Origin of the sequence: Erythrobacter sp. AP23 (assembly GCF_001542855.1) — a bacterium.
In the GTDB taxonomy this organism is placed as follows: domain Bacteria; phylum Pseudomonadota; class Alphaproteobacteria; order Sphingomonadales; family Sphingomonadaceae; genus Qipengyuania.
The window spans coordinates 379,992-403,414 of sequence record NZ_LNBY01000001.1; the positions used below are offsets into that span (position 1 = coordinate 379,992).

The following is a 23,423-nucleotide window of genomic DNA, read 5'->3' on the forward strand; positions in this document are numbered from 1 at the left end:
ATGGCAACTGCGGCAGCGCGCCAGGCCGGCGGGTCGGTCAGGGTCACCCTGTGGATCCTGCTGGTCGTCTACATCTTCAATTTCATCGACCGACAGATCGTCAATATCCTCGCCGAGCCGATCCGGCTCGAGCTGGGGTTGAGCGATACGCAGATCGGGCTGATGACGGGCTTGGCCTTCGCTTTGTTCTACACCGTATTGGGCCTGCCGATCGCCCGCTTTTCGGACCGGCCCTCGACGCATCGCCCCCGCCTTATCGCGATCGCGCTGGCGACCTGGTCGGCGATGACCGCATTGTGCGGGATGGCGCAGAACTTCGTCCAATTGCTGCTGGCACGCATCGGTGTCGGGATCGGGGAAGCGGGCTGCACGCCGCCCGCGCATTCACTGATCGCGGACATGGTCGAACCCAAGAAGCGCAGCTCGGCGCTCGCCTTCTATGCCTTGGGCATTCCCATCGGCACGCTGCTCGGGATGATGATCGGCGGGGTGCTGGCCGACCTGGTGGGCTGGCGCATGGCGTTCTTTATCGTCGGCGTACCGGGTGTTTTGCTGGCCTTCGTCGTGGCCTATGTCCTCAAGGAGCCACGCCGCACCATGGCGGAGGCGCAGGCCGCATCGAATGCGCAGCCGACCATGCCGCTCGGCCAGGCGGTGCGATCGGTCATGGGTTCGAAAGCATTCGTCCTGTTGCTGGTCGCAGGTTCTGCCGCCGCATTCCTTGCCTATGGCAAGACGACCTGGACGACGATCTTCTTCCAGCGCACGCATGGGCTTACACCGGGTGAAGTGGGCTTCTGGTTCGGGGTGGTCAACGGCGCCGCAGGGATCGCAGGCACATTCCTGGGAGGCTGGATTGCCGACCGGTACGGCGCGGAGAACCGCAGGCATGTGCTGACCGCACCCGCAGTGGGGATGGCTCTGGCCGTACCGCTCGCCTTCTTTGCTTACCAGGCCGAGAACTGGGCATTCGCGCTGGCGCTGCTGTTCCTGCCGACCCTCTTCAATTCGCTCTATTATGGGCCGACCTATTCGGCCGCGCAGGGGCTGGTGCCGCTGCGGGCAAGGGCGATCGCGGCAGCAGTCCTGCTGTTCTTCCAGAACCTTATCGGCCTGGGGCTTGGGCCGCTCTTCTTCGGCATGCTGTCGGATGTGCTGCGCCCCGAATATGGGGAAGAAAGCGTGCGCTACGTGCTCTATGGCGCCGCGTTCTTGGGGCTGGTCCCGGCATTCTTCTTCTGGCGCTGCTCGCTCCGGTTGAACGAGGAGCTCGACCAAAAGGGCTAGTCGGGCGCGCGAACGGGCGAGACCAGCTCGACCAGTACGAAGCTGATCAGCATCAGCAGGAACCAGCTGCCCAGCTTGGCGAGGCTGACCATCTGCCAACCGTCCTCCTGTCCGGGGTAGGTCCAGGCCTGCGCGAAAGTGCCGATGTTCTCTGCCCCCCAGATGAACAGCGCGACCAGCAGGAAGCCGAGCAGGAGCGGCATCCAGCGATGCTCGCGCCAGTTGCGGAAATGCACGCGCGTGCGCCAGAACAACACGATGGTCGCGGCGAAAAGTACCAGGCGAATGTCGGGCAGCCAGTGGTGCGCGAAAAAGTTGATGTAGATCGCTGCGGCCAGCACCCATGTGGTCCAACGCGCAGGATAGTCGGTGTAGCGAAAGTCGAAGATCCGCCATACGCGCGCGATGTAGCTTCCGACCGCCGCGTACATGAAGCCCGAAAATAGCGGCACCGCACCGATGTGGAGCACGCTGGCTTCCGGGTAGATCCACGATCCGGCAGCGGTCTTGAACAGCTCCATCACAGTGCCGACGACGTGGAAGATCAGGATTACCTTTGCCTCGGCCCAGGTCTCGAGCCGGAAGCCCAGCATGGCTGCCTGTATCGCGAACGCCGATAGGGTGAGAAAGTCGTAGCGGTGAAGTGCTGCGTTGTCCGGGTAGAAGAAATGCGTCGCCAGGAGCAGCGCGAGCAGCAACCCGCCGAACAGGCAGGCCCATGCCTGTTTGAAACCGAACAGCAGGAATTCGTAGAGCCAGAGCCGCCAGCCTGTTCCCGGATCGAAGCGTTCGAGGCGGAGGCGAACCGCCTCGAAGCGGCTGTGCCTCAAATCAGGCGCCCGCCTTGCGGCTCAACTCGCGCATCGCGTCGTCGAGTCCGTCGAGCGTCAGTGGGTACATCCGGTCGTTGACCAGCTGCTTCATCACCTTGGTCGACTGCGAATAGCTCCATTGCTTCTCGGGCACGGGGTTCAGCCAGACGGTCGCGGGATAGGTGTTGGTCACACGCTGCATCCAGGTGGCGCCGGCTTCCTCGTTCATATGCTCGACGCTGCCGCCCGGATGGGTGATCTCATAAGGGCTCATCGCCGCATCGCCGACGAAGATCACCTTGTAGTCGTGGCCGTATTTGTGGAGCACGTCCCAGGTCTTGGTGCGTTCCTGCCAGCGGCGGCGGTTGTCCTTCCACACGCCTTCGTAAAGGCAGTTGTGGAAATAGAAGAATTCGAGATTCTTGAATTCGGCGGTGGCCGCGCTGAACAGCTCCTCGCACAGCTTGATGAACGGGTCCATCGAGCCGCCGACATCGAGGAACAGCAGCAGCTTGACCGCATTGTGACGCTCGGGCCGCATGTGGATATCGAGCCAGCCCTGCTTGGCGGTGCCCTCGATCGTCGCATCGAGATCGAGCTCGTCCGCCGCGCCTTCGCGCGCGAAGCGGCGTAGCCGACGCAGCGCCATCTTGATGTTGCGCGTGCCCAGTTCCTTGGTGTTGTCGAGATTCTTGAACTCGCGCTTGTCCCACACCTTGAGCGCGCGCTTGTGCCTGCTCTCGCCGCCGATCCGCACGCCTTCGGGGTTGTAGCCCGAATTGCCGAAGGGCGAGGTGCCCCCGGTGCCGATCCATTTGTTGCCGCCCTGGTGGCGCTTTTCCTGCTCCTCGAGCCGCTTCTTGAGCGTCTCCATGATCTCGTCCCAGTCGCCCAGGCTCTTGATCGCTTCCATCTCTTCCTCGGAGAGGAATTTCTCGGCCACCGCCTTCAGCCAGTCTTCCGGAATGTCGACCGGGTTCTGGCCGTAATCGGTCAATATGCCCTTGAAGACCTTCTGGAAAACCTGATCGAACCGGTCGAGCAGACCTTCGTCCTTCACGAAGGTGGCGCGGGACAGGTAGTAGAACGCCTCGGGCGATTGCTCGATCACATCGCGATCCAGCGCCTCGATCAGCGTGAGGTGTTCCTTAAAGCTCGCGGGAATGCCCGCAGCGCGCAGCTCGTCGACGAAATTGAAGAACATGCCAGCCGGTCTAGCGCGTGCCTGCACCCTGCACCAGTGCCCGATTTATGACATTCTCTTTACGCTCCGCTAACCATCCTACCCTACGGAGGTCGCATAAGAATCCAAACAGGGGTCAATTGGACAATGGAACTTAGCGCGATCGATGCCAGGGGCGCATCGGCCCTCGACCAGATTCCCGAAGCCTGCGGCAAGGTTACCGTGGGCTGCTCGGACGTCGCCGGCATCGTGCAGGGCGTTATCGATTCCTTCGGTCATTTGCGCAGCGAATATGTCGAACTGCAGGGTACGGTCCGTGCGCTCGACGAAGATCAGCGCAAGGTCTTGGAGGCAAGCGACGAAGCGCGCCTGCTGTCCGAACGCGCGATCGAGCGGCTCAATGACGGCTCGCTGATGATCAGCAATTCGCTGAACGAGATCGGCAATTTGCTCAGCCTCGTCGAAACGCTGACCGAACACGTCACCGGCTTTGCCGCGGCGATGGACCAGGTCCGCCGTTCGAGCCAGGAGATCGACCAGATCGCCGAGACGACCAACATCCTAGCGCTCAACGCCACGATCGAGGCGATGCGTGCCGGCGAGCAGGGGCGTACCTTCGCAGTCGTTGCCAACGAGGTGAAATCGCTCGCCAGCGAGACACGCAAGGCGACCGAGGAAATCGGCCGCACGATCGACATGCTCGGGAACGAAGCGGGGCAGGTCATCGAGAAGATCGAGAGCGGCGCCGAGGCGAGCAGCCAGGCGAAGAACTCGGTCGGCTCGATCGAGGACACGATGCGCAGCGTCACCGCGCTACTGCTCGAGGTTGACGGGCAGCAGGACCAGATCGCGCGCAATACCTCGACGATTTCGGACCACGTTCACCGGGTGCAGGACGTGCTCGGCGATTTCGACGGTGCAGTCAGCGAAAACGAAAACAAGCTGGCGACCGCACACGGTCGGATGGAAGAGCTGGAGCTGATAGCCAGCGACATGTTCGACAAGCTGGTAAAGGCCGGTCTCTCGCCGCAGGACAGCGCGATGGTCGAGAAGGCTCAAGGCCACGCGCAGGAAATCGTCGCACTCGCAGAGAAAGCCATCGAGGCAGGCGACCTGACGATGGAACAACTCTTCGACCGGGATTACCGCCAGGTTCCGGGCACCAATCCGCCACTATACCGGACCAGCCTGAGCGATTGGGCCGATGCCAACTGGCGTCCGCTCAACGACCGTGTGAGCAGCGAGGGGGGCGGGGTGATCATGTGTTCGCAGGCCGATATGAACGGCTTCCTGCCCACCCATGTGACCGAACATTCGCGCAAGCCCACCGGGGAGCTCGCGCACGATACCAAATACTGCCGCAACGGGCGGATCCTGCTCGAAGGGATCGACCATGTCGCCAAGGCGACGAGCGATCCCTACACGATGGCGGTCTATCGCCAGGAAGGCGACGGGAAGAACTATCTGGTGGTGCGCAACGTCTATGTGCCGCTTCACATTAACGGCCGCCGCTGGGGCGACTTCGAGCTGGCCTACAGCTTCTAGCGATCGTTGGAATAGCAAGCAAAAGGGGCGCGGACCGTGATCGGTACGCGCCCCTTTTTCCTGCCTGATCCGCCGATCAGCTCTGGCGGCGCGCCATGAAGGCGAGACGTTCGAACATCATCACGTCCTGCTCGTTCTTGAGGAGCGCACCGTGAAGCGGCGGAATCGCCGCGTTGGGGTTCGCATCCTGCAGCACTTCGAGCGGCATGTCCTCGTTGAGCAGCAGTTTGAGCCAGTCGAGCAGTTCGCTGGTCGAGGGCTTCTTCTTGAGGCCCGGCACGTCGCGGATTTCGTAGAAGATTTCCATCGCTTTGGTGACGAGGCTCTTCTGGATGCCGGGGAAGTGAACCTCGATGATCTCGCGCATCGTCTCGGTGTCGGGGAATTTGATGTAATGGAAAAAGCAGCGGCGAAGGAAAGCGTCGGGCAACTCTTTTTCGTTGTTCGAAGTGATTACCACGATCGGGCGCTCCTTCGCCTCGATCCGCTCATGCGTCTCGTAAACGTCGAAGCTCATCCGGTCGAGTTCCTGCAACAGGTCGTTGGGGAATTCGATATCGGCCTTGTCGATCTCGTCGATCAGCAGGACCGGGAGCTGTTCGGAGGTGAAGGCCTCCCACAGCTTGCCCTTCTTGATGTAGTTCGCAATGTCGTGGACCCGCTCGTCGCCCAACTGGCCATCGCGCAGGCGGGCGACTGCATCGTACTCGTAAAGGCCCTGCTGCGCCTTGGTGGTCGACTTGACGTTCCATTCGATCAGCGGCGCATCGATCGCCTGAGCGATCTCGTGCGCAAGGACCGTCTTACCCGTTCCCGGTTCGCCCTTGACCAGCAGCGGCCGGCGCAGCGTTACCGCAGCGTTGACCGCGACCTTGAGGTCGTCGGTGGCGATATAGGATTTCGTGCCTTCGAAACGGGCCGGCTCGGAGGTCTGATCGGTCATCGGTTTTCCCTTGCAACTTTACGCGAGCGTTAGGGGCCGGGCACCGCTCGTGCAAGGGGGCGTTGTAACCAGTGTGCCGCGGCACACGGATGTGGAGGACCTATGCCGACCAAGAAGATCACCATCGCCACCGATGCGGGCCATACGCTCGAAGGTTCGCTCGAATTGCCTACCGGCCTGGTGCGTGGTGCTGCGCTGTTTGCGCATTGCTTCACCTGCACCAAGCAGAGCCGTGCCGCGGTCAGCGTCTCGCGGGCCTTGGCCAAGGAAGGTATCGCCTGCTTGCGGTTCGACTTCACCGGGCTGGGCGGAAGCGAGGGCGAGTTCGGACGCGCGGGCTTTGCCACCGATGTCGCCGATCTCGTTGCGGCGGCGGAGGAACTGCTCGACCGTTTCGCGCAGCCGATTCTGTTAGTGGGGCACAGTCTGGGCGGTGCGGCCGTGCTTGCCGCCGCGGACGATCTCGGCTTCGACAAGGTGGCGGCCATCGCCACGATCGGCGCGCCCAGCGATGTTCCGCACGTCCTTCAGCGCATCGACGGCGATCTCGAAGCAATCCGTAAGGAAGGCGAGGGAGAGGTGACCATCGGAGGGCGCGATTTCGCGCTCAGCCGGGACTTCCTCGAAAAGGTGGAAAACACCGATCTGCTGGAAGAGGTTGCGCGGTTGAAGCGCCCGCTATTGTTCCTCCATTCCCCCACCGACGACGTGGTAGGAATCGAGAATGCCAGCGCTCTCTTCCGCGCGGCCAAGCATCCGAAGAGTTTCGTCAGCCTCGAAGGCGCAGACCACTTGCTCCTGAACGATGCCGATGCGCATTTCGCCGCAAGCGTGATCGCCTCATGGGCCGGTCGCTACATACCCATGCACGAAGACTGGCCGATGCCCGAGGACGGGGTGGTGGTCAAAACCGGCCACGGCAAGTTCGGCACCGAGGTCCACACGAAGAGCCATCGCTTCGTCGCCGACGAACCGACCAGCTATGGCGGCGACGATACCGGCCCGACACCGTACGACCTCCTCAATGCCGCGCTCGGCACCTGCACCGCCATGACGATGAAGATGTACGCCGACAAAAAGGGCTGGCCGCTCGAAGGCGTGACGGTGGAGGTGATCCACGAGCGCAACCACAAGGACGAATGCGACCACGTCGAGGCGATGGAAGAGGGCAGGCAGATGCAGGCGCTCAATCGGAAAATAGCGCTGCACGGCGAAGACCTGGACGAGGACCAGCGCCGACGGATCATCGAGATTGCAGACAAGTGCCCGGTGCACCGCACGCTCGAGGGCGAGCTGCACGTGCATGCTGTGGTCCAAGCGGACCGGGACTAATCTTGCCCCTCTCTTCTTTCATAGGCGAAAAGCGCGCTTATCGTTAGGGTTTAGCGCTGCGAAACTACGCCAGGTGTCATTCCGCAAATATTTTGGTATTTTGGTCTATATGAATTCGGGTCCCCACGGGTCGCTTTTCGATCTCGAGGAGGATTTCAATGTCTACGGCTAAAGTATTGAACCGGGTTCCACCGCACAGGGAGGACACCCTTTTTAAACGCGAATCTCTGCAATCGATCGTTTCGGGATCCGCGGGAATAGATGCCTATTTGCGGACGATCGACCCTCTGGAAATCGAGGCACCATTCCGGGCCTCCCGCGAGCTTGTCGATTTGGTCCTGGAGGAAGTTCCGGATCGACTGGACACTGCCTTGCAGGCTGCGGGTCGGCGGGCATTGGGCAAACATGATTGGGAGGATATCCGGCCTGAAATCGAGGCATTCGTTATCGACGCCTGCGATATTCCGAAGTGCGACGGCGCGCTGGCCTATGCGAATGTACAGGCCGCCACTCCGGTGATGGTGCGCAATGGCGATAGCTTGTTGGCGGTATACAATGATGGACAGGTCGAATATTTGAGCGAAAACATCTCAGACGAAAGCGCCATTGCTGAAGCCGCATTCTACGTAGATGTACTCATCCAGATCATCGGCACGCTGACCAGCGCGATCGGCCTGAAGATGAAGCCGCCGAAGAAGGCCAGTTCGGCAGCTTTGCGCGAAGCGATGAAAACTTGGCGACAGACCGGGCGGAACAAGGAACTATGGGAAGCAATCCTTTACGCCATCAAAGCGAAGAACTGGGCGAAGTTTCTGAAACTGATCCACAAGGCCGAATTCTGGACGATATTCTCGGAGTTTTTCGCCCACATGTTCGCGGACATGTCGTGGAAGGATTATGTCGTCGCCATTGCGAAGATGATCGCTTGGATCGCAGCCGGGGCGCTTTCAGGTGGCGCGGCAGCTGCGGCCAAGGTCGCGATGATCCTGCTCGACCTGGTCGGGCTGGGCCTCAAGATAAAGCATAAGGTCGAGCACACACCACCGACGGCATAGCGTGACGCAAGAGATATCGGCGCGCAGACCGGTCGCCCAGTCTACGCGTCGATCATCTCGCGGTCCATGTCGCCCGCATTGTTCTGGATGAAGTTGAAGCGGTGTTCGGGATTGCGGCCCATGAGTTGGTCGACCAGTTCCTTCACTTTCGCGCGGTCCTCGAACTCGGGCGGCAGGGTGATGCGGATCAGGCTGCGGGTGTCGGGGTTCATCGTCGTTTCGCGCAATTGCGCGGGGTTCATTTCACCCAGGCCCTTGAACCGTCCGACATCGACCTTCTTGCCCTTGAATACCGTCTCCTCCAGCTCGGCGCGATGCGCGTCGTCGCGAGCGTAGCGGCTCTCCTTTCCTGCAGTGAGGCGATAGAGCGGGGGCTGGGCGAGGTAGAGATGCCCGCCGCGCACGACCTCGGGCATTTCCTGGAAGAAGAAGGTCATCAGCAGCGTCGCGATATGCGCGCCATCGACATCGGCATCGGTCATGATGATGATGCGGTCGTAGCGCAGGTTTTCCGGGTCGCAATCCTTGCGTGTGCCGCAGCCCATCGCCAGCGTGAGGTCGGCGATTTCGCTGTTCGCGCGGATCTTGTCGGCGGATGCGCTGGCGACGTTGAGGATCTTGCCGCGGATCGGCAGGATCGCCTGTGTCTTGCGATCGCGCGCCTGCTTGGCGCTGCCGCCTGCGCTGTCGCCTTCGACGATGAAGAGTTCGGTCTCGCCATCGCCTTCGCCCGAACAGTCGGTAAGCTTGCCGGGCAGGCGCAGCTTCTTGGCATTGGTCGCGGTCTTGCGCTTGATTTCGCGTTCCTGCTTCCGTCGCAGGCGCTCGTCCATCCGCTCCATCACCTGGCCGAGCAGCGCCTTGCCGCGGTCCATATTGTCGGCGAGGAAATGGTCGAAATGGTCGCGTACCGCGTTCTCGACCAGGCGCGCGGCCTCGGGCGAGGTGAGGCGGTCCTTGGTCTGGCTCTGGAATTGCGGATCGCGGATGAAAACACTGAGCATGACTTCCGCACCGGTCATCACGTCGTCGGCGGTAAGGTCCTTCGCCTTCTTTATCCCAGTCAGTTCGCCGAATGCGCGCAGGCCCTTGGTCAGTGCCGCGCGCAGGCCCTGCTCGTGCGTGCCGCCGTCGGGGGTCGGCACGGTGTTGCAGTACCAGCTCGTCGAACCGTCCGAATAGAGTGGCCAGGCGATCGCCCATTCGACGCGGCCTGCTTCGTCCGGGAAGTCCTGATTGCCGGTGAAGGGCTGCGCGGTAACGCATTCGCGCGCGCCGATCTGTTCGGCAAGGTGATCGGCGAGGCCGCCGGGGAATTTGAACACCGCATCGGCCGGGACTTCTTCGCTGGCGAGGCTCTCGGCGCATTTCCAGCGGATTTCGACCCCTGCAAACAGATAGGCTTTCGAGCGTGCGAGCTTGAACAGGCGCTTGGGATTGAACTTGCGGTCGCCGAAGATTTCGGTGTCCGGCACGAAGCTGACGGTTGTGCCGCGGCGGTTGGGCGTCGGGCCGAGTTGTTCGATGGGGCCCAGCGTCTGCCCTTTGGAAAAGCTCTGTGCGTGGAGCTGCTTGTCGCGCGCGACTTCGACCCGCGTGTCGCTGGACAGGGCATTGACCACCGAGACACCCACACCGTGCAAACCACCGCTGGTGGCATAGGCCTTGCCCGAGAACTTGCCGCCCGAATGGAGCGTCGACAGGATCACTTCGAGCGTAGACTTGCCGGGATATTTCGGATGCTCGTCGACCGGGATGCCGCGACCGTTGTCGGCAATCACGACTCGGTTGCTTTCCTCCAGCCGCATCTCGATCCGCGTCGCGTGGCCCGCAACCGCCTCGTCCATCGCATTGTCGAGAACTTCGGCAGCGAGATGGTGGAGGGCGCGATCGTCGGTCCCGCCGATATACATGCCGGGGCGGCGGCGCACCGGTTCGAGGCCTTCGAGAACCTCGATCGAGGAAGCGTCATAGTCGCCGCTGGATGTGGGCGTGTTTTCGAACAGATCGTCGGACATGGGGACAGGCTATATCGCGCCCACCCGGCCTCGCAAGCTGGCTGGCGACGTTATCCGCTCTGCTCAGAAGCGGGTAGGTGCATTCTCCACCACCACGACTGCTCCATTACGCACCTCGCGCACTTCGAAGGCGCGCTCGACCAAGCCATTTCGACGGAAGCGGAAGGCGCCGTCGAGGCCAAGAAAGCCGTCTTCGCTACGCAGGGCGCCGTCGGGAAAATCGCGGCCTACACGCCAGTCGCGGGCGACACGCAGCGTCAGCAGGACGGCATCGTAGCCCAGCGTGGCGATCCGATAGGGCTGCCCGCCGAACCGCGCCTCGTAGCTGTCGACGAAGCGCTTGTAGCGATCATCGGAAACGGCCGAGAACAGCGCGCCGTCGAGCGCCGAGGCCCGTGTGACAGAACCTTCGCCGCTCCACAGCTCGGTGCCGAGGAGCTGGATCGTCCCGCCGCCGCCGGGCGACAAAACCCCGGCCGCCTGCGCAGCTAGTCGCGGGCCATCTGCGACGAGCACGGTATCGTAGCCGCCATGCGCCCTGAGCCGTTCGGCGGCGCTGACCACCGACGTATTTCCGCGCGCATAGCGTTCGGTCCAGACAACGGTGCCACCATAGGCCGAAACTGCGCGGCGCATCGCGTCCTCGGCGCGCGCGCCATACTCGCCATCGGGCGAGATGATCGCGAAGTTCTGCGAGCCGCGTGCGCGCGCGTACTGGACGGTGCGCATGATCGACTGCTCGGGGATGTGTCCCATGATGAACACATCGGGCCCCGCAGCACCGGTATCGTTGGAGAAGGAGATCACGGGCACGTCGGCCGCCCGCGCGGTATTGGTCACCGAGGGGATGTTCGACCCCAGCAGCGGGCCAAGGATCAGCTTGTTGCCTTCGGCAATCGCTTGGCGCGCGGCGGCCTCGGGACCCTTTGCGGTGTCGTAGGTGGTGATCCGCAGATTGCTCGCATTGGTGTCGAGCAGTGCCATGGTCGTCGCATTGGCGATCGACTGGCCGACCGGACCGTTGCGGCCAGACATCGGTACCAGCAACGCGATACGGTGGCGGGTCTGGTCGGTCGGCAGGCTCTCGGTCGGTTCGGGCGTCGGTGTCGTCACAACCGGGGCCGGACGCTCGGCGCCCTTGGGGATGACCGAACAGGCGCCGAGCAGGGCGGCCAGCCCCACCGTTACGATTGCCCGACGGTCGAAAGTCCAGCGCTTCATCTTGCCGCGTCCCTCATTGATGGTTCATGGGGGAAGGGTGACCGATGCGACCCAACCCGAAAATTCACTTGCTCCGGGGCTCTATATCGTCGCCACCCCGATCGGCAACCTCGGCGATATCACGCTGCGGGCGATCGACGTGCTGAAGCGCTGCGACGGGATCGCCTGCGAGGACACGCGGGTGACCGGCAAGCTACTGAAGCACCTGGGGATTTCGAAGCCCATGTGGCGTTACGACGACCACAGCGAGCATCGCGACCGCTCGCGTCTGGTCGAATCCACGCGCGATCGCGCGGTAGCGCTGGTCAGCGATGCTGGAACGCCGATGGTGTCCGATCCGGGCTATCGCCTGGTCAATGATTGCCGTGCGGAGGGCATCCCGGTCACGGTTCTTCCGGGTGCATGTGCGGCCGTTGCCGGTCTTGCGCTGTCGGGCCTGCCCAACGATCGGTTCCTTTTCGCAGGCTTCCTGCCGAGCAAGGAGAAGGCTCGCCGCGAAATGCTCGAGGAACTGTCGGCCATCGATAGCACGCTGGTATTCTACGAAACCGCGCCCCGGCTGATCAAATCGCTCACCACGATCGGCGAGGTCCTGCCGGATCGCGAAGTCGCGGTGGCGCGCGAGTTGACCAAGCTGCACGAGGAATTGCGCCGCGGCCTCCCTGCGGGGCTGATCGCCTATTTCGAGGCACATCCGCCCAAGGGTGAAATCGTGTTGTTGGTCGGCCCGCCTCCCGAGCGGGTTGCCAGCGAGGAGGATGCCGATGCCATGCTGATCGATGCGCTGCGCACGATGAAGGCCTCGCAGGCCGCGGCGCAGGTCGCCAAGGCGACGGGCGTTGATCGCAAGACCCTCTATGCCCGGGCCATGGAACTGCGCTCGGCATGAAACGCCAGCTGGCCGAGAAGAGCGGCCGTGAAGGCGAAACCCGCGCGGCGATCTGGCTCAGGACCAAGGGCTGGCAAATCCTCGATCGCCGCGTGAAGACACCGGCGGGCGAGATCGATCTCGTCGCCAAACGGGGCGCCATTGTCGCTTTCATCGAGGTCAAGTGGCGCCGCAAGCGCGCCGATCTCGACCATGCGATCGATGAATACCGCTTGTCGCGCGTCGCCGGAGCAGTCGAGGCGGTCGCCCATCGCTATGCAGAGAACGGCGAGGATATCCGCATCGACGTGATCCTGCTTGCGCCGGGCAGTTTCCCTCGCCACATCGCCAATGCTTGGCAGCCCTGATCGTGAGGCGGGCCGGGATGATCGGAGACTAGAATGCCGCTACGCGTCGCCGTCCAGATGGACCCGCTCGAGAGCATCAAAATCGCGGGCGACAGCTCGTTCGCGCTGATGCTGGCCGCGCAGGCGCGCGGGCACGAGCTCTGGCACTATGATGTCGCCAGCCTCGCCTACGAAAGCGACGGAACGCCGAGCGGCCGGATAACCGCGCACGCCGCCCCGGTTACCGTGCAGCGAGTGGAGGGCGACCACTACAGCGCGGGTGAACGTCGGCGGATCGATCTCGCGCGCGATATCGATGTCGTGCTGATGCGACAGGATCCGCCGTTTCACCTGGGTTATATCAGCAGCGCCTTGCTGCTCGACCGGCTCAAGGGCACCACGCTGGTGGTCAACGATCCGCGCGAGGTCGTAAACGCGCCCGAGAAGATGTTCGTGCTCGACTATGCGCAATACATGCCATCTACGCTGGTCGCGCGGCATCTCGACGATCTGCGCGACTTCCAGAAGAAGCACGGCTCGGTGGTGGTCAAGCCGCTGCACGGCAATGGCGGTCGGGCGATCTTCCGCCTGGACGAACGCGGCACCAATCTTTCCGCGCTTTCGGAGGTCTTCGACCAGACTTGGCCCGAACCGCACATGGTCCAGCCTTTCCTCCCCGAAGTGAGCGAGGGCGATAAGCGGATCGTGCTCGTCGATGGCGAATTCGCAGGGGCCATCAATCGCTTCCCCGGCGAGGGTGAGTTTCGTTCGAACCTCGCGCAGGGCGGCCATGCCGAGGCGACAACGCTGACCGAGCGCGAAGAGGAAATCTGCTCCGCCATGGGCCCCGAACTCAAACGCCGTGGGCTTGTGTTTGTCGGAATCGACGTGATCGGCGGCAAGTGGCTGACCGAAATCAACGTCACCTCGCCCACCGGCATCGTGGCGATCGACAGATTCAACGGCACCGATACCGCGGGCCTGATCTGGGACGCGATCGAGCGACGCCACGCGGCGATGTGACCCCGCGACCGCTTGATCAATGACCGAATTCATCATCCGCACCATCGAACTCGGCGGCTTGTTCGGCATTTTCGTGTTGATGGCGCTGGAGAATATTTTCCCGCCACTTCCGTCCGAGATCATCATGGGGCTGGGTGGGGTCGCCGTTGCACGCGGAACGATGGATTATTGGCCGCTGCTTGTGGTCGGCAGCGCGGGCACCACGCTCGGAAATTATTGGTGGTACTGGATTTGCGACCGATGGGGGCGAACCCGTCTCGAGCCTTTCGTCGCAAGGCACGGGCGATGGCTGACAATGGATTGGCACGATGTCGAGCGCGCGCAGGCCTTCTTCCGCCGGCACGGGCCGTGGGTGGTCTTCGCTATGCGCTTTACCCCGGTGCTGCGCACACTGATCTCCATACCCGCGGGACTGCTGCACATGGGAACGACGCGCTTCCTGGTTTACACCTTCGCGGGCGCTTTCGTCTGGAACCTCTTGATGGTCGAGCTTGGTCGCAGGCTGGCACGTTCGCAGGAACTGCTGGGCTGGCTAGTCCTCGCGATCTTCGTCGTGGCGATAGGCGGCTATCTCTGGCGGGTCGCAACCTGGAAACCGCGGAACCGGGATTAATCCTTCTCGCGCGGGTGCGCGCTGCGATAGGCATCGAGCAGGCTTGCCGCATCGACCTGCGTATAGATTTGCGTGGACCCGAGGCTGGCATGGCCGAGCAATTCCTGCAGGCTGCGCAAGTCCGCTCCCGACCCGAGCAAATGGGTCGCGAAACTGTGGCGCAGTGCGTGCGGCGTGGCACTGTCGGGAAGGCCCAGCGCCTTGCGCGCGCCGGCGGTCGCCTTCTGGACCATGCCCTGCGACAGCGGCCCACCTTTCGCGCCGCGGAACAGCGGTTGGTCCTTCGCCAGCGGCCAGGGACAGCGGGCGGCGTAGTCGGCCACCGCATCGCGCACGATCGGCAGCAGCGGCACGACCCTCTGCTTGCCCCCCTTGCCGGTCACGGTCAGCCGTTCACCCAAGGGAAGCGCGGCGCCCGTGAGTGAAAGCGCCTCTGCGATGCGCATGCCAGCACCGTAGAGGAGCATGAGGACGGCACGGTCACGCGCGCCGATCCAGTCTTCTCGGGCCAGCGCCTCCACCGTGTCGGCCAGTCCGAGCGCATCGTCGGGCGTGACGGGGCGAGGCAACCCCTTCTTGATCCGCGGTCCCCGCACGCGTGGCGGATCGGAAACGGCGTGGCCCGCCTGCGCGCGCGCGAACGCGATGAATCCTTTGAGCGCGGAAAGCTCGCGCGCAGCCGAAGCATTGGACAAGCCGTCCGCGCGGCGTGAGGCGAGATGAGTGCGCAAGCGCGCGGCAGTGATGTCGGCGACCTCATGCCATGAGGCCATGTCGAGACGGGAAAGCAGCCGCTCCGCAGCTCTGCAATAAGCCCGGACCGTATGCGGCGAGCGGCGCAGGCCGAGCGCCAGGTGATCGTGCCAAGCCCCGAGCAGGTCGGCCTTACTCATGACGTCACGAGGTCGGTGCGGACCACCTCGCCCAGGAGCGCGTCGAGTAAGGGCATGCCTTGCGGCGTGACACCGATCCGCTCCCGATCCATCCAAACGAGACCGAGGTCGCGATAGAGCGCCAGCTTGGCTTCATCGACGAGCGCGGATGGGGTGCCGTCGAACCGGCGGGCGAGTGCCGCGAGATCGATACCCTCGGCAAGTCTCAGCCCCATGAGCAATGCTTCGCTGGCCTGCTCGCCGCGATCGAGCCTGCGCGCTTCGCCGATCCCGTGGCCCTGCGCCCTCACTGCGGAGAGAAAGTTCTCCGGCTTGCGATGCCGTACCGTCGCGACGTCGCGCCGCCGTCCATGCGCTCCGGGGCCGATGCCGATATAGTCGTGATAGCGCCAGTAGGTGAGATTGTGCCGGCTTTCCTGCCCGGGGCGCGCGTGGTTGCTGATCTCGTAGGCAGGCAGGCCCGCTGCGGCGGTCATTTGTCGCGTGAGGGCGAATAGATCGGCTGCGTTGTCGTCGTCGAGCGGCTCGAAAATGCCCCGCCGCACATCGGTGGCGAAGCGCGTCGCCGGCTCGATGGTCAATTGGTAGAGCGACATATGGTCGGTACCGAGCGCCAGCGCTTCGCCGAGTTCGGTTCGCCATTGTGCTTCGGTCTGACCGGGGCGGGCATAGATCAGATCGATCGAAACCCGTCCGAAATGGCGCTGTGCAAGCTCGACCGCGCCCAGCGCCTCGTCGACGCCATGCAAGCGGCCGAGGAACTTGAGGGCATCGTCGCGCAGACTCTGCACCCCGAGCGAAACGCGATTGACGCCCGCCGCAGCGAGGTCGGCAAAATTGGCCGCTTCGACACTGCTGGGATTGGCCTCGAGTGTGATTTCGATTGCCGGATCGAAACCCCACAGGCGCTCTGCCTCGGCCAGAAGGGTCGCAACCAGCGTCGGCGGCATAAGCGAGGGCGTTCCGCCACCGAAGAAAATGCTGGCCAGCGATCCCTGCGATCCGGCCTCGGCAAATTCGTGGCGCATGTCCGCAATCAGGGCGGCTTTCCACGCCGCCATATCCGCAGATTCCCGGACATGGCTGTTGAAGTCGCAATAAGGACATTTTGCAATACAGAAGGGCCAGTGGATGTAGAGAGCGCGGGCCAAGGATGTCTTCAGCTATTCTTAATCGTCGGAACGGAATCTCGGGCGTCATGGACGGGTCGAGAAAATGGATCGCGCCGCTCGTCGGCGTCGTCGCGCTGCTATGTGCCACGGGGAGCGGTGTGGCCGCAAGCGGATCGTCGTCGACGGCATCCTCGTTCGACGCCTTTCCCGCGACGCGGTCGATCGACCAGCGCGGAACCTCCGACCTGCATCTGGCCGCGCGGATCCTGCGGACGCACAATGAAGAACGCGAGGCGCTTCGCCTCAAGCCCCTCAAATGGAACGTTCATCTCGAACGGGAGGCGCGCGAATGGGCGCAGCATCTCTCGCGCAAGGGCATGCTTCAACATGCAAGCCAGAAGACCCGCAACCGGACCGGAGAGAACCTCTGGATGGGCACTGCCGGACATTGGCCGGTCGAAACCATGGTCGGGATGTTCATCGCGGAAAAGCAGTATTACCGCCACGCCCACTTCCCCAATATCTCCAAGACCGGGAACTGGGCGGATGTCGGCCATTATACGCAGATCGTCTGGCGCGAGACCAAGGAAGTCGGTTGTGCAGTGGTCACGGCGCGCGGCAATGACGTGCTCGTGTGCCGTTACTGGCCGGCCGGCAATGTCTGGGGCCAGAAAGCCTACTGAGTTTCAGCCGAATTGTTCGGCGACCAGCTTGGCGAAGGCGTCGGCGCGGTGGCTGATGGCGTGTTTTTCTGCAGGATCGAGCTCTGCGAAGGTCAGCTTGCGTCCCTTCGGTACGAATACCGGATCGTATCCGAACCCCATCGTGCCGCGCGGTGGCCAGGTCAGCGTGCCGGGCGCGGTGCCCTCGTAGACTGCCTGCTCGCCATCGGGCCAGACGAGGGCGAGGACACAGTGGAAGGCGCATGAGCGGTCGACATCGGCGCCCTGTGCCTGGAGCATACCCTCGACCTTGCCCATCGCCATGAACCAGTCGCGGCCCGGTTCGCCTTCGAACCATTGCCGCTCGGCCCAGTCGGCAGTGTAGACGCCGGGCCGACCGTCGAGCGCATCGACCGACATCCCGCTGTCGTCCGCCAGGGCAACCAGGCCCGACGATTCCGCCGCCGCGCGCGCCTTGAGCAGCGCGTTCTGGACGAAGGTGGTGCCCGTCTCGGCCGGTTCGGGCAGGCCCAGCGATCCGGCCGAAATGCATGTCACACCATGCGGTTCGAGCAGCGCGGAAATCTCTTTCAGCTTGCCTTCGTTATGCGTGGCGATCACCAGCGAGCCCGAACCGATGCGCCGTGTCATTTGCGCGTCGCCTCGTCCTGAGCCTTGAACACCTGTGCGCAGCCCATCTGCGCCAGGCGAAGGAGCCGCAGGAAGGCTTCCTCGTCATAGGGCGCACCTTCGGCGGTCGCTTGCGCCTCGGCGATCTTGCCCCCTTCGATCAGCACGAAATTGGCATCGGCATCGGCGCCGCTGTCTTCGGGGTAGTCGAGGTCGAGCACCGGCGTGCCCTGGTAGATGCCGCAGGAAATGGCGGCGACCTTCGCGCTGATCGGGTCTTGGGTGATCGCCCCGGACTTCATCAATTCGTCGACCGCGAGGCGAAGCGCGACCCAGGCGCCCGAGATCGACGCAGTGCGTGTGCCGCCGTCGGCCTGGATCACATCGCAATCGAGCGTGATCTGCCGCTCGCCCAGCTTCTTGTGGTCGACTACGGCGCGCAAGCTACGGCCGATAAGGCGCTGGATTTCCTGCGTGCGTCCGCTCTGTTTGCCCTTGGCTGCTTCGCGCTGGCCGCGGGTGTGCGTGGCGCGCGGGAGCATGGAGTATTCCCCGGTAACCCAGCCTTCGCCCTTGCCGCGCAGCCATGGCGGAATCCGTTCTTCGACGCTCGCGGTGCACAGCACGCGCGTTTCGCCGAAGCTGATCAGGCAGCTGCCCTCGGCATGTTTGGTGTAGCCGGTCTCGATAGTGATGGCGCGCATTTCGTCGGGCGCACGGCCGGAAGGTCGCATTCAGCTTCTCCATTGCAGTCGAATCTCAGGCGTGCGTGTGGCGCATGGGTCTTGAGGCTGCAAGGGGAGTGGCTAGATAGAACGCATGAATTCCCTGCCGCTAACCGACTTGTCAGACCGTGCGCGAGAGATCTTTCGTCTCGTGGTCGAGGGATATCTCGATAGCGGTGCGCCGATGGGGTCGAAGGCACTCGCGGGCGAGAGCGGGGTAAACCTCTCACCCGCCTCTATCCGCTCTGTCCTCGCCGAGCTTGAGCAACGCGGATTGCTGGCAGCACCGCATACCAGCGCAGGGCGAATGCCGACCGAGACGGGCCTGCGCCTGTTCGTGGATGCGATGATGCAGGTGGGGGAGCCCACCCGCGAGGAACGCGCCGCCATAGAGCAGCGCCTGGCCGAACCCGGCCCGATCGAGCGCGCGCTGGAAGAGACCAGCGCACTTCTCTCTGACCTTTCGGGTGCTGCGGGCATGGTCATGGTGCCGGCACGCGAGCCGAAACTGGCCCAGGTGTCGCTGACCCCGCTCGATGCCAATCGCGTGCTCGCCGTGCTGGTGGGCGAGGATGGGCATATCGAGAACAGGATTCTCGCGCTCCCTGCGGAAGCGCTCGGCACCTCGCTAGAACAGGCCAGCAATTACCTGACTGCGCGGACGTCCGGTCGCACGCTCGCCGAGGCCGCCAATGTGGTGGAAAAGGAAATCAGCAGCGGAAAATCGGCGCTCGACGAGGCGAGCCGCGATCTGGTGCAGCGGGGTCTTGCGACATGGAGTGAGGATGCCAGCAACCGACCGGTGCTGATCGTACGCGGACAGGCAAATCTGCTCGACGAGGCGGCGCTGGACGATATCGAGCGCGTCCGCTCACTGCTCGACGATCTGGAAAGCAAGCAATCGGTCGCCAGCCTGCTCGAACGCGCGCGCCGGGCCGATGCAATGCGAATTTTCATCGGCAGCGAGAATCGGCTGTTCTCGCTTTCGGGCTCATCCGTGATCGCGTCGCCCTATCGCGACCGCGAGGGCAAGGTCGTCGGCGTGCTGGGAGTCATCGGGCCGACTCGGTTGAATTACGCGCGGGTCGTCCCCATGGTGGATTTCACCGCCCGATCCTTGGGCAAGAGAATTGGCTAGCAGGGTTTTCCAGTGAACGACGAGAACAAGAACGAACCGCGTGAAAAGGCGGTCGACGAAGAAGTGGCGCGCGAGATGGAGGGCGTTCCCGAGCACCTGCGCGACGACGGTGAGACCGAGGAGGACAACGGGCTCGAGGAAGCGCTCGCCAAGCTGCGCGGCGATCTCGAAACCGCGATGCAGGACGTGCTTTATGCCCGCGCTGAAACCCAGAATGTGCGCCGCCGTCTCGAAAAGGACGTACAGGATGCGCGCAATTATGGGGCGACCAGCTTCGCCCGCGACATTCTGAGCGTGGCCGACAATCTGTCGCGCGCGCTCGAACACGTGCCCGCGGAACTGCGCGAGCACGAGAAGGCCAAGAACTTCATCGCCGGGATCGAGGCGACCCAGCGCGAGATGGAGAAGGTCTTCAACAATAACGGAATCACGCGGATCGCCGCCAAGGGCATGCCGCTCGACCCGAACCAGCACCAGGCGATGATGGAAGTGCCCACCGACGAGGCCGAACCCGGTACCATCGTGCAGGAAATGCAGGCCGGCTACATGATCAAGGATCGTCTGCTGCGCCCGGCCATGGTCGGCGTGGCGAAGAAGCCGGACTGACCCGACCGGATAGGGGAGAGACGATGAGGACTGCCATTTTCGGAGCGGCGGTCCTCGCCGCCTCCACTTTCGCCTCGCCGCTGTTTGCGCAGGACAGCGCCGAGGATTGGCTCGCCGCGCTGGCCGATGCCTATTACGACTACCGGCTCGAGCAATACGGCCTGACCGAGACTGACGCAGGCGGTGTGCGGCAAGGCGACAGCCTGGCGTCGGTGACGCCGGAGGCCCAGCGGGCGCGTGCGGCGCAATACCAGCGCTTTCACGACCAGCTCGCGGCGATGGACCCCGCCACATTGAGCGGCGAGACACGCACCAATGCGTTGGTTCTGCGCACGCTGCTCGAGGCCGAGATCGGCGATGCCCGCTTTGCCGAATGGGAGATGCCCTTCGACAGCGACAGCAATTTCTGGTCCTACCTAGCGGGTCGCAGCGGGTTTTCGACCGTCGAGGATTACGAGAACTACATCGGCCGGATGCGCGACATTCCGCGCTATTTCGCCGAGCAGACGGCCAATGCGCGGGCCGGTCTCGAGCGCGGTTTCTCGGTGCCGCGCGTCACCCTCGAAGGGCGCGACGTATCGATTGCCTCCTATGTCGTCGACGATCCCGAGGACAGCCCCTTCTGGCGCCCCTTCGCCGACATGCCCCGCAGCATCCCCGAGGGTGAACGCGAGCGCCTGCGCGATGCGGCGCGGGCTGCGATAGGCGACCGGGTCACGCCGGCCTATGCCGCATGGCTGGCGTTCTTCCGCGACGAATACCTGCCCAACACGCGCACCACGCTGGGGGCGAGCAAATTTCCCGATGGCGCGGCCTATTACGCGCAGGAGATCCGCCAATACACCACGCTCGACCTCACCGCCGAGGAGATACACGCAATCGGCCTAGCTGAGGTCGCGCGGATCACCGCCGAGATGGAAAAGGCCAAGCAGGAGGCCGGATACGAAGGCACGCTGGAAGAATTCATCGCCTTCCTGCGCACCGATCCGCAATTCGTGGCCGACACGCCCGACGAGCTGATGGGTGTCGCGGCCTATGCAGCCAAGCGCGTGGACGACAAATTGGGCGAATACTTCGGTTTCCTGCCCCGCTATCGCCATGGCCTGCGTCCGGTCGATCCTGCGATCGCCCCCTTCTACACCGCGGGCAGGGGCGGGCTCGAATACTGCCAGATCAATACGCACGACCTGCCCTCGCGCCCCGTTTACAACATCCCCGCACTGACGATGCACGAATGCGCGCCGGGGCACTCGTTCCAGGCAGCAATCGCACTCGAACGCGAGGACGCCCCGCGCTTCCGGCGCCAGACCTATTTCTCCGGTTTCGGCGAGGGCTGGGGCCTCTATGTCGAATATCTCGGCAACGAGATGGGCATCTACCGCACTCCCTACGAACGGTTCGGCCAGCTTTCCTACGAAATGTGGCGTGCGGCACGGCTGGTGATCGATACCGGTATCCACCACTATGGCTGGACCCGCGAGCAGGCGGTCGATTACCTGTCGCGCCATACCGCGCTGTCCGAGCGCGAGGTCGGGACCGAGATCGACCGCTATATCAGCTGGCCCGGCCAGGCTCTGGCCTACAAGCTCGGCGAGATGACCATGCGCCGCGTGCGGGCAAAGGCCGAAGAGGCTCTGGGCGAGGATTTCGACATCCGCAAGTTCCACGATGTCGTGCTCTCGCTCGGCTCGGTCCCGCTTCCGGCGCTCGAAGCCCGGATCGATGCTTTCATCGCCGATGGCGGACAGGGTCTTCCCGGAGTGAGCTACGACTGATGCTGACCTCGAACCTTGAAGGCGAAAGGGAAACCTTCGTCTCCCATCTCGAATGCTCGATCACAGGCAAGCGTTACGAGGCCGACAGGCTGCATGGCCTGTCCGACGCGGGGCGCCCCTTGCTGGTCCGCTACGATCTGGAAGCGGCCGGAAGGGCGCTATCCAAGGCGACTCTGGAGGCGCGGCCTACGGACCTGTGGCGCTGGCGTGAGCTTCTGCCAGTCCGCCATACCGACAGCATCGTCAGCCTGGGCGAGATCGAGACCCCTCTGGTTCCGATTCCGAAGTCGGGCGGATCGAAAGTGCTCGTGAAGGACGAGGGACGCCTACCCACGGGCAGCTTCAAGGCGCGCGGGTTGGTGATGGCGGTGGCCATGGCCAAGGAATTGGGCGTCACCCGCATCGCCATGCCCACCAATGGCAATGCGGGCGCGGCACTGGCCGCCTATGCGACCCGTGCGGGTATCGAGACGGTCGTGCTGTGCCCCTCCGACACCCCCGAGATAAACGTCCGCGAAATCGCGGCGCAGGGCGCGCGCGTCTATCGCGTCAACGGCCTGATCGACGAATGCGGCGCGATCGTGGGGCAGGGCGCGGCCGAGGGGCTGTGGTTCGATTTCTCGACGCTCAAAGAACCCTATCGGATCGAGGGCAAGAAGACGATGGGCCTCGAACTGGCCGCGCAGCTCGGCTGGCGGCTGCCCAAGGCGATCTTCTATCCGACCGGTGGTGGCACGGGTCTGATCAGCATGTGGAAAGCTTTCGACGAACTGGAGCAACTGGGCTGGATCGGATCCGCGCGGCCGAAGATGTTCGCGGTGCAGGCGAGCGGCTGCGCCCCGATCGTGCGCGCCTTCGAACAGGGCGAGGAGCATGCCGAACGCTGGGAAGATGCACACACGGTCGCAGCGGGTATTCGCGTGCCCAAGGCGGTGGGCGATTTCCTCATCATTCGCGCGGTGCGGGAAAGTGGCGGCAAGGCGGTTGCGGTCGATGAAGACGAGATCATCCGCGCGACCTCGGACAGCGCCATGCAAGACGGCCTGCTGCTGTGTCCCGAAGGTGGGGCGACGCTTGCCGCCTATCGCAAGGCGCTTGCCGAAGGATGGGTCGCCGCCGATGACGAAGCGGTGCTGTTCAACTGCGCAACCGGGCTCAAATATCCCATGGAGGATCGGTCGCAGTCGATCGACAAGGATGCGCTACCTGCGCTCCGGACGCTTTAGGCAAAGCGGAACCAACGCCCTGGCTGGCCCGTACCGTTCCCAACAGGGACGCAAACGGAGACAATCCATGAACAGCAAGGTCTTTCTCGCCCCGGCACTCGCCCTATCGACTCTCACACTGGGTGGCTGCGCGCAGAACTACGCCGTCGAAGGAACCGCGGCCGGTGCAGCAGCCGGAGCTGGCCTGGCCGCAATCCTTGGTGACGACATCAAGACCTATGCGCTGGCGGGCGCGGCCATCGGCGGTGTCATCGGGTACGCCACCGACAAAGACGACGATTGCGACGGCTACTACGGCGACGGGCGCTATGTCGACGACGACTGCCGCTATGACGATCGCTACGCGCGTTATTGGTAGGCAATAGCTCGGGCGTGGGTAAGGGCCGCCCGCGAGGACGGCCCTGCTACT

The 23,423-nt window shown here is 63.6% G+C and carries 23 protein-coding genes; 14 read left to right on the forward strand and 9 right to left on the reverse strand.

All coding sequences use genetic code 11. The features are described 5' to 3' along the window. Complete coding sequence (locus tag ASS64_RS01815) at nt 1-1,287, forward strand: MFS transporter (protein WP_067688890.1); 1,287 nt, start codon at nt 1-3, stop codon at nt 1,285-1,287. Here the strand turns inward: ASS64_RS01815 and ASS64_RS01820 are convergent. Both ASS64_RS01820 and ASS64_RS01825 read right to left on the reverse strand, forming a co-directional pair. Further along, nucleotides 1,284-2,117 (reverse strand): DUF817 domain-containing protein, encoded by an 834-nt coding sequence (locus ASS64_RS01820; RefSeq protein WP_067688893.1) that lies wholly within the window; start codon nt 2,115-2,117, stop codon nt 1,284-1,286. The two genes, ASS64_RS01815 and ASS64_RS01820, sit on opposite strands and share 4 nt — an antisense overlap. A 1-nt stretch (nt 2,118) precedes the next feature. Continuing rightward, nucleotides 2,119-3,303: a VWA domain-containing protein gene (locus ASS64_RS01825; protein WP_067688896.1), complete on the reverse strand. Its 1,185-nt coding sequence runs from the start codon at nt 3,301-3,303 to the stop codon at nt 2,119-2,121. Nucleotides 3,304-3,429: 126 nt separating this feature from the next. Here ASS64_RS01825 and ASS64_RS01830 point away from each other — a divergent pair, with 126 nt between their 5' ends. Beyond that, a complete protein-coding gene (locus tag ASS64_RS01830) occupies nt 3,430-4,827 on the forward strand; it encodes a methyl-accepting chemotaxis protein (protein ID WP_067688899.1) in 1,398 nt (465 codons plus the stop codon). Nucleotides 4,828-4,903: 76 nt separating this feature from the next. Here the strand turns inward: ASS64_RS01830 and ASS64_RS01835 are convergent, their stop codons facing one another. Further along, on the reverse strand, nt 4,904-5,770 hold the full coding sequence (locus ASS64_RS01835) for a MoxR family ATPase (protein ID WP_067688902.1): 867 nt from the start codon (nt 5,768-5,770) through the stop codon (nt 4,904-4,906). Nucleotides 5,771-5,872: 102 nt separating this feature from the next. On the opposite strand from ASS64_RS01835, the gene ASS64_RS01840 reads away from it, so the two are divergent. Next, nucleotides 5,873-7,102 (forward strand): bifunctional alpha/beta hydrolase/OsmC family protein, encoded by a 1,230-nt coding sequence (locus ASS64_RS01840; RefSeq protein ID WP_067688905.1) that lies wholly within the window; start codon nt 5,873-5,875, stop codon nt 7,100-7,102. Between the two features lie 158 nt (nt 7,103-7,260). Next, nucleotides 7,261-8,157 (forward strand): hypothetical protein, encoded by an 897-nt coding sequence (locus tag ASS64_RS01845; protein WP_157075048.1) that lies wholly within the window; start codon nt 7,261-7,263, stop codon nt 8,155-8,157. Between the two features lie 41 nt (nt 8,158-8,198). Here the strand turns inward: ASS64_RS01845 and parE are convergent, their stop codons facing one another. Then, entirely contained in the window at nt 8,199-10,175 is a 1,977-nt protein-coding gene (gene parE / locus ASS64_RS01850) for a DNA topoisomerase IV subunit B (RefSeq protein WP_067688912.1), read from the reverse strand. 63 nt (nt 10,176-10,238) lie between these two features. Further along, nucleotides 10,239-11,396 carry a penicillin-binding protein activator gene (locus ASS64_RS01855; protein WP_067688915.1) on the reverse strand — a complete coding sequence of 386 codons (1,158 nt, stop codon included), beginning with the start codon at nt 11,394-11,396 and terminating at the stop codon, nt 10,239-10,241. 19 nt (nt 11,397-11,415) lie between these two features. Here ASS64_RS01855 and rsmI point away from each other — a divergent pair, with 19 nt between their 5' ends. Genes rsmI through ASS64_RS01875 form a run of 4 tightly spaced genes read left to right on the forward strand, consistent with a single transcriptional unit; the run spans nt 11,416 to nt 14,247 of the window. After that, entirely contained in the window at nt 11,416-12,285 is an 870-nt protein-coding gene (rsmI, locus tag ASS64_RS01860; protein ID WP_067688919.1) for a 16S rRNA (cytidine(1402)-2'-O)-methyltransferase, read from the forward strand. Continuing rightward, complete coding sequence (locus tag ASS64_RS01865) at nt 12,282-12,632, forward strand: YraN family protein (RefSeq protein ID WP_067688923.1); 351 nt, start codon at nt 12,282-12,284, stop codon at nt 12,630-12,632. Before rsmI ends, ASS64_RS01865 begins: the two co-directional genes overlap by 4 nt. A 33-nt stretch (nt 12,633-12,665) precedes the next feature. Continuing rightward, the gene (gshB, locus tag ASS64_RS01870) at nt 12,666-13,634 is read left to right on the forward strand and encodes a glutathione synthase (protein WP_067688926.1); all 969 of its coding nucleotides are present in this window, start codon (nt 12,666-12,668) and stop codon (nt 13,632-13,634) included. Between the two features lie 19 nt (nt 13,635-13,653). Next, the gene (locus ASS64_RS01875) at nt 13,654-14,247 is read left to right on the forward strand and encodes a DedA family protein (RefSeq protein ID WP_067688929.1); all 594 of its coding nucleotides are present in this window, start codon (nt 13,654-13,656) and stop codon (nt 14,245-14,247) included. Here ASS64_RS01875 and ASS64_RS01880 read toward each other — a convergent pair. Next, nucleotides 14,244-15,140, reverse strand: a complete 897-nt coding sequence (locus tag ASS64_RS01880) for a tyrosine recombinase XerC (RefSeq protein WP_067688931.1) — start codon at nt 15,138-15,140, stop codon at nt 14,244-14,246. The genes ASS64_RS01875 and ASS64_RS01880 overlap by 4 nt on opposite strands. Beyond that, nucleotides 15,137-16,291 (reverse strand): radical SAM family heme chaperone HemW, encoded by a 1,155-nt coding sequence (gene hemW / locus ASS64_RS01885; protein WP_067688934.1) that lies wholly within the window; start codon nt 16,289-16,291, stop codon nt 15,137-15,139. The genes ASS64_RS01880 and hemW overlap by 4 nt, the downstream gene beginning before the upstream one ends. A gap of 47 nt (nt 16,292-16,338) precedes the next feature. On the opposite strand from hemW, the gene ASS64_RS01890 reads away from it, so the two are divergent. Then, entirely contained in the window at nt 16,339-16,935 is a 597-nt protein-coding gene (locus ASS64_RS01890; RefSeq protein ID WP_067688936.1) for a CAP domain-containing protein, read from the forward strand. Nucleotides 16,936-16,938: 3 nt separating this feature from the next. Here the strand turns inward: ASS64_RS01890 and rdgB are convergent, their stop codons facing one another. Together rdgB and rph are read right to left on the reverse strand one after the other, a co-directional pair. Beyond that, nucleotides 16,939-17,565 carry an RdgB/HAM1 family non-canonical purine NTP pyrophosphatase gene (rdgB, locus tag ASS64_RS01895; protein WP_067688938.1) on the reverse strand — a complete coding sequence of 209 codons (627 nt, stop codon included), beginning with the start codon at nt 17,563-17,565 and terminating at the stop codon, nt 16,939-16,941. Continuing rightward, nucleotides 17,562-18,278 (reverse strand): ribonuclease PH, encoded by a 717-nt coding sequence (rph, locus tag ASS64_RS01900; protein ID WP_067688941.1) that lies wholly within the window; start codon nt 18,276-18,278, stop codon nt 17,562-17,564. The genes rdgB and rph overlap by 4 nt, the downstream gene beginning before the upstream one ends. Before the next feature lie 85 nt (nt 18,279-18,363). Between rph and hrcA the strand changes: the two genes are divergently transcribed. From hrcA to ASS64_RS01925, 5 genes are all read left to right on the forward strand, one after another. Next, entirely contained in the window at nt 18,364-19,407 is a 1,044-nt protein-coding gene (hrcA, locus tag ASS64_RS01905) for a heat-inducible transcriptional repressor HrcA (RefSeq protein ID WP_067688944.1), read from the forward strand. Nucleotides 19,408-19,419: 12 nt separating this feature from the next. Further along, complete coding sequence (gene grpE, locus ASS64_RS01910) at nt 19,420-20,013, forward strand: nucleotide exchange factor GrpE (protein ID WP_083508113.1); 594 nt, start codon at nt 19,420-19,422, stop codon at nt 20,011-20,013. A gap of 23 nt (nt 20,014-20,036) precedes the next feature. Further along, on the forward strand, nt 20,037-21,788 hold the full coding sequence (locus ASS64_RS01915; RefSeq protein ID WP_067688947.1) for a DUF885 family protein: 1,752 nt from the start codon (nt 20,037-20,039) through the stop codon (nt 21,786-21,788). Then, a complete protein-coding gene (locus ASS64_RS01920) occupies nt 21,788-23,014 on the forward strand; it encodes a threonine synthase (protein WP_067688950.1) in 1,227 nt (408 codons plus the stop codon). Before ASS64_RS01915 ends, ASS64_RS01920 begins: the two co-directional genes overlap by 1 nt. A gap of 67 nt (nt 23,015-23,081) precedes the next feature. Next, nucleotides 23,082-23,372, forward strand: coding sequence for a glycine zipper domain-containing protein (locus ASS64_RS01925; protein ID WP_067688952.1), 291 nt, complete (start codon nt 23,082-23,084; stop codon nt 23,370-23,372). Nucleotides 23,373-23,423: the final 51 nt, after the last annotated feature.

Bases quoted from the DNA above. Each gene is read 5' to 3' on its own strand.
- ASS64_RS01830 (WP_067688899.1), top strand. From the start codon at position 3,430: ATGGAACTTAGCGCGATCGATGCCAGGGGCGCATCGGCCCTCGACCAG.
- ASS64_RS01890 (WP_067688936.1), top strand. From the start codon at position 16,339: ATGGACGGGTCGAGAAAATGGATCGCGCCGCTCGTCGGCGTCGTCGCG.
- gshB (WP_067688926.1), top strand. From the start codon at position 12,666: ATGCCGCTACGCGTCGCCGTCCAGATGGACCCGCTCGAGAGCATCAAA.
- rsmI (WP_067688919.1), top strand. From the start codon at position 11,416: ATGGTTCATGGGGGAAGGGTGACCGATGCGACCCAACCCGAAAATTCA.
- ASS64_RS01865 (WP_067688923.1), top strand. From the start codon at position 12,282: ATGAAACGCCAGCTGGCCGAGAAGAGCGGCCGTGAAGGCGAAACCCGC.
- ASS64_RS01855 (WP_067688915.1), bottom strand. From the start codon at position 11,396: ATGAAGCGCTGGACTTTCGACCGTCGGGCAATCGTAACGGTGGGGCTG.
- rph (WP_067688941.1), bottom strand. From the start codon at position 18,278: ATGCGACCTTCCGGCCGTGCGCCCGACGAAATGCGCGCCATCACTATC.
- ASS64_RS01880 (WP_067688931.1), bottom strand. From the start codon at position 15,140: ATGAGTAAGGCCGACCTGCTCGGGGCTTGGCACGATCACCTGGCGCTC.
- ASS64_RS01845 (WP_157075048.1), top strand. From the start codon at position 7,261: ATGTCTACGGCTAAAGTATTGAACCGGGTTCCACCGCACAGGGAGGAC.
- ASS64_RS01835 (WP_067688902.1), bottom strand. From the start codon at position 5,770: ATGACCGATCAGACCTCCGAGCCGGCCCGTTTCGAAGGCACGAAATCC.
- ASS64_RS01825 (WP_067688896.1), bottom strand. From the start codon at position 3,303: ATGTTCTTCAATTTCGTCGACGAGCTGCGCGCTGCGGGCATTCCCGCG.
- ASS64_RS01840 (WP_067688905.1), top strand. From the start codon at position 5,873: ATGCCGACCAAGAAGATCACCATCGCCACCGATGCGGGCCATACGCTC.
- hrcA (WP_067688944.1), top strand. From the start codon at position 18,364: ATGAATTCCCTGCCGCTAACCGACTTGTCAGACCGTGCGCGAGAGATC.
- ASS64_RS01815 (WP_067688890.1), top strand. From the start codon at position 1: ATGGCAACTGCGGCAGCGCGCCAGGCCGGCGGGTCGGTCAGGGTCACC.
- ASS64_RS01920 (WP_067688950.1), top strand. From the start codon at position 21,788: ATGCTGACCTCGAACCTTGAAGGCGAAAGGGAAACCTTCGTCTCCCAT.
- rdgB (WP_067688938.1), bottom strand. From the start codon at position 17,565: ATGACACGGCGCATCGGTTCGGGCTCGCTGGTGATCGCCACGCATAAC.
- ASS64_RS01875 (WP_067688929.1), top strand. From the start codon at position 13,654: ATGACCGAATTCATCATCCGCACCATCGAACTCGGCGGCTTGTTCGGC.
- ASS64_RS01915 (WP_067688947.1), top strand. From the start codon at position 20,037: ATGAGGACTGCCATTTTCGGAGCGGCGGTCCTCGCCGCCTCCACTTTC.
- parE (WP_067688912.1), bottom strand. From the start codon at position 10,175: ATGTCCGACGATCTGTTCGAAAACACGCCCACATCCAGCGGCGACTAT.
- ASS64_RS01925 (WP_067688952.1), top strand. From the start codon at position 23,082: ATGAACAGCAAGGTCTTTCTCGCCCCGGCACTCGCCCTATCGACTCTC.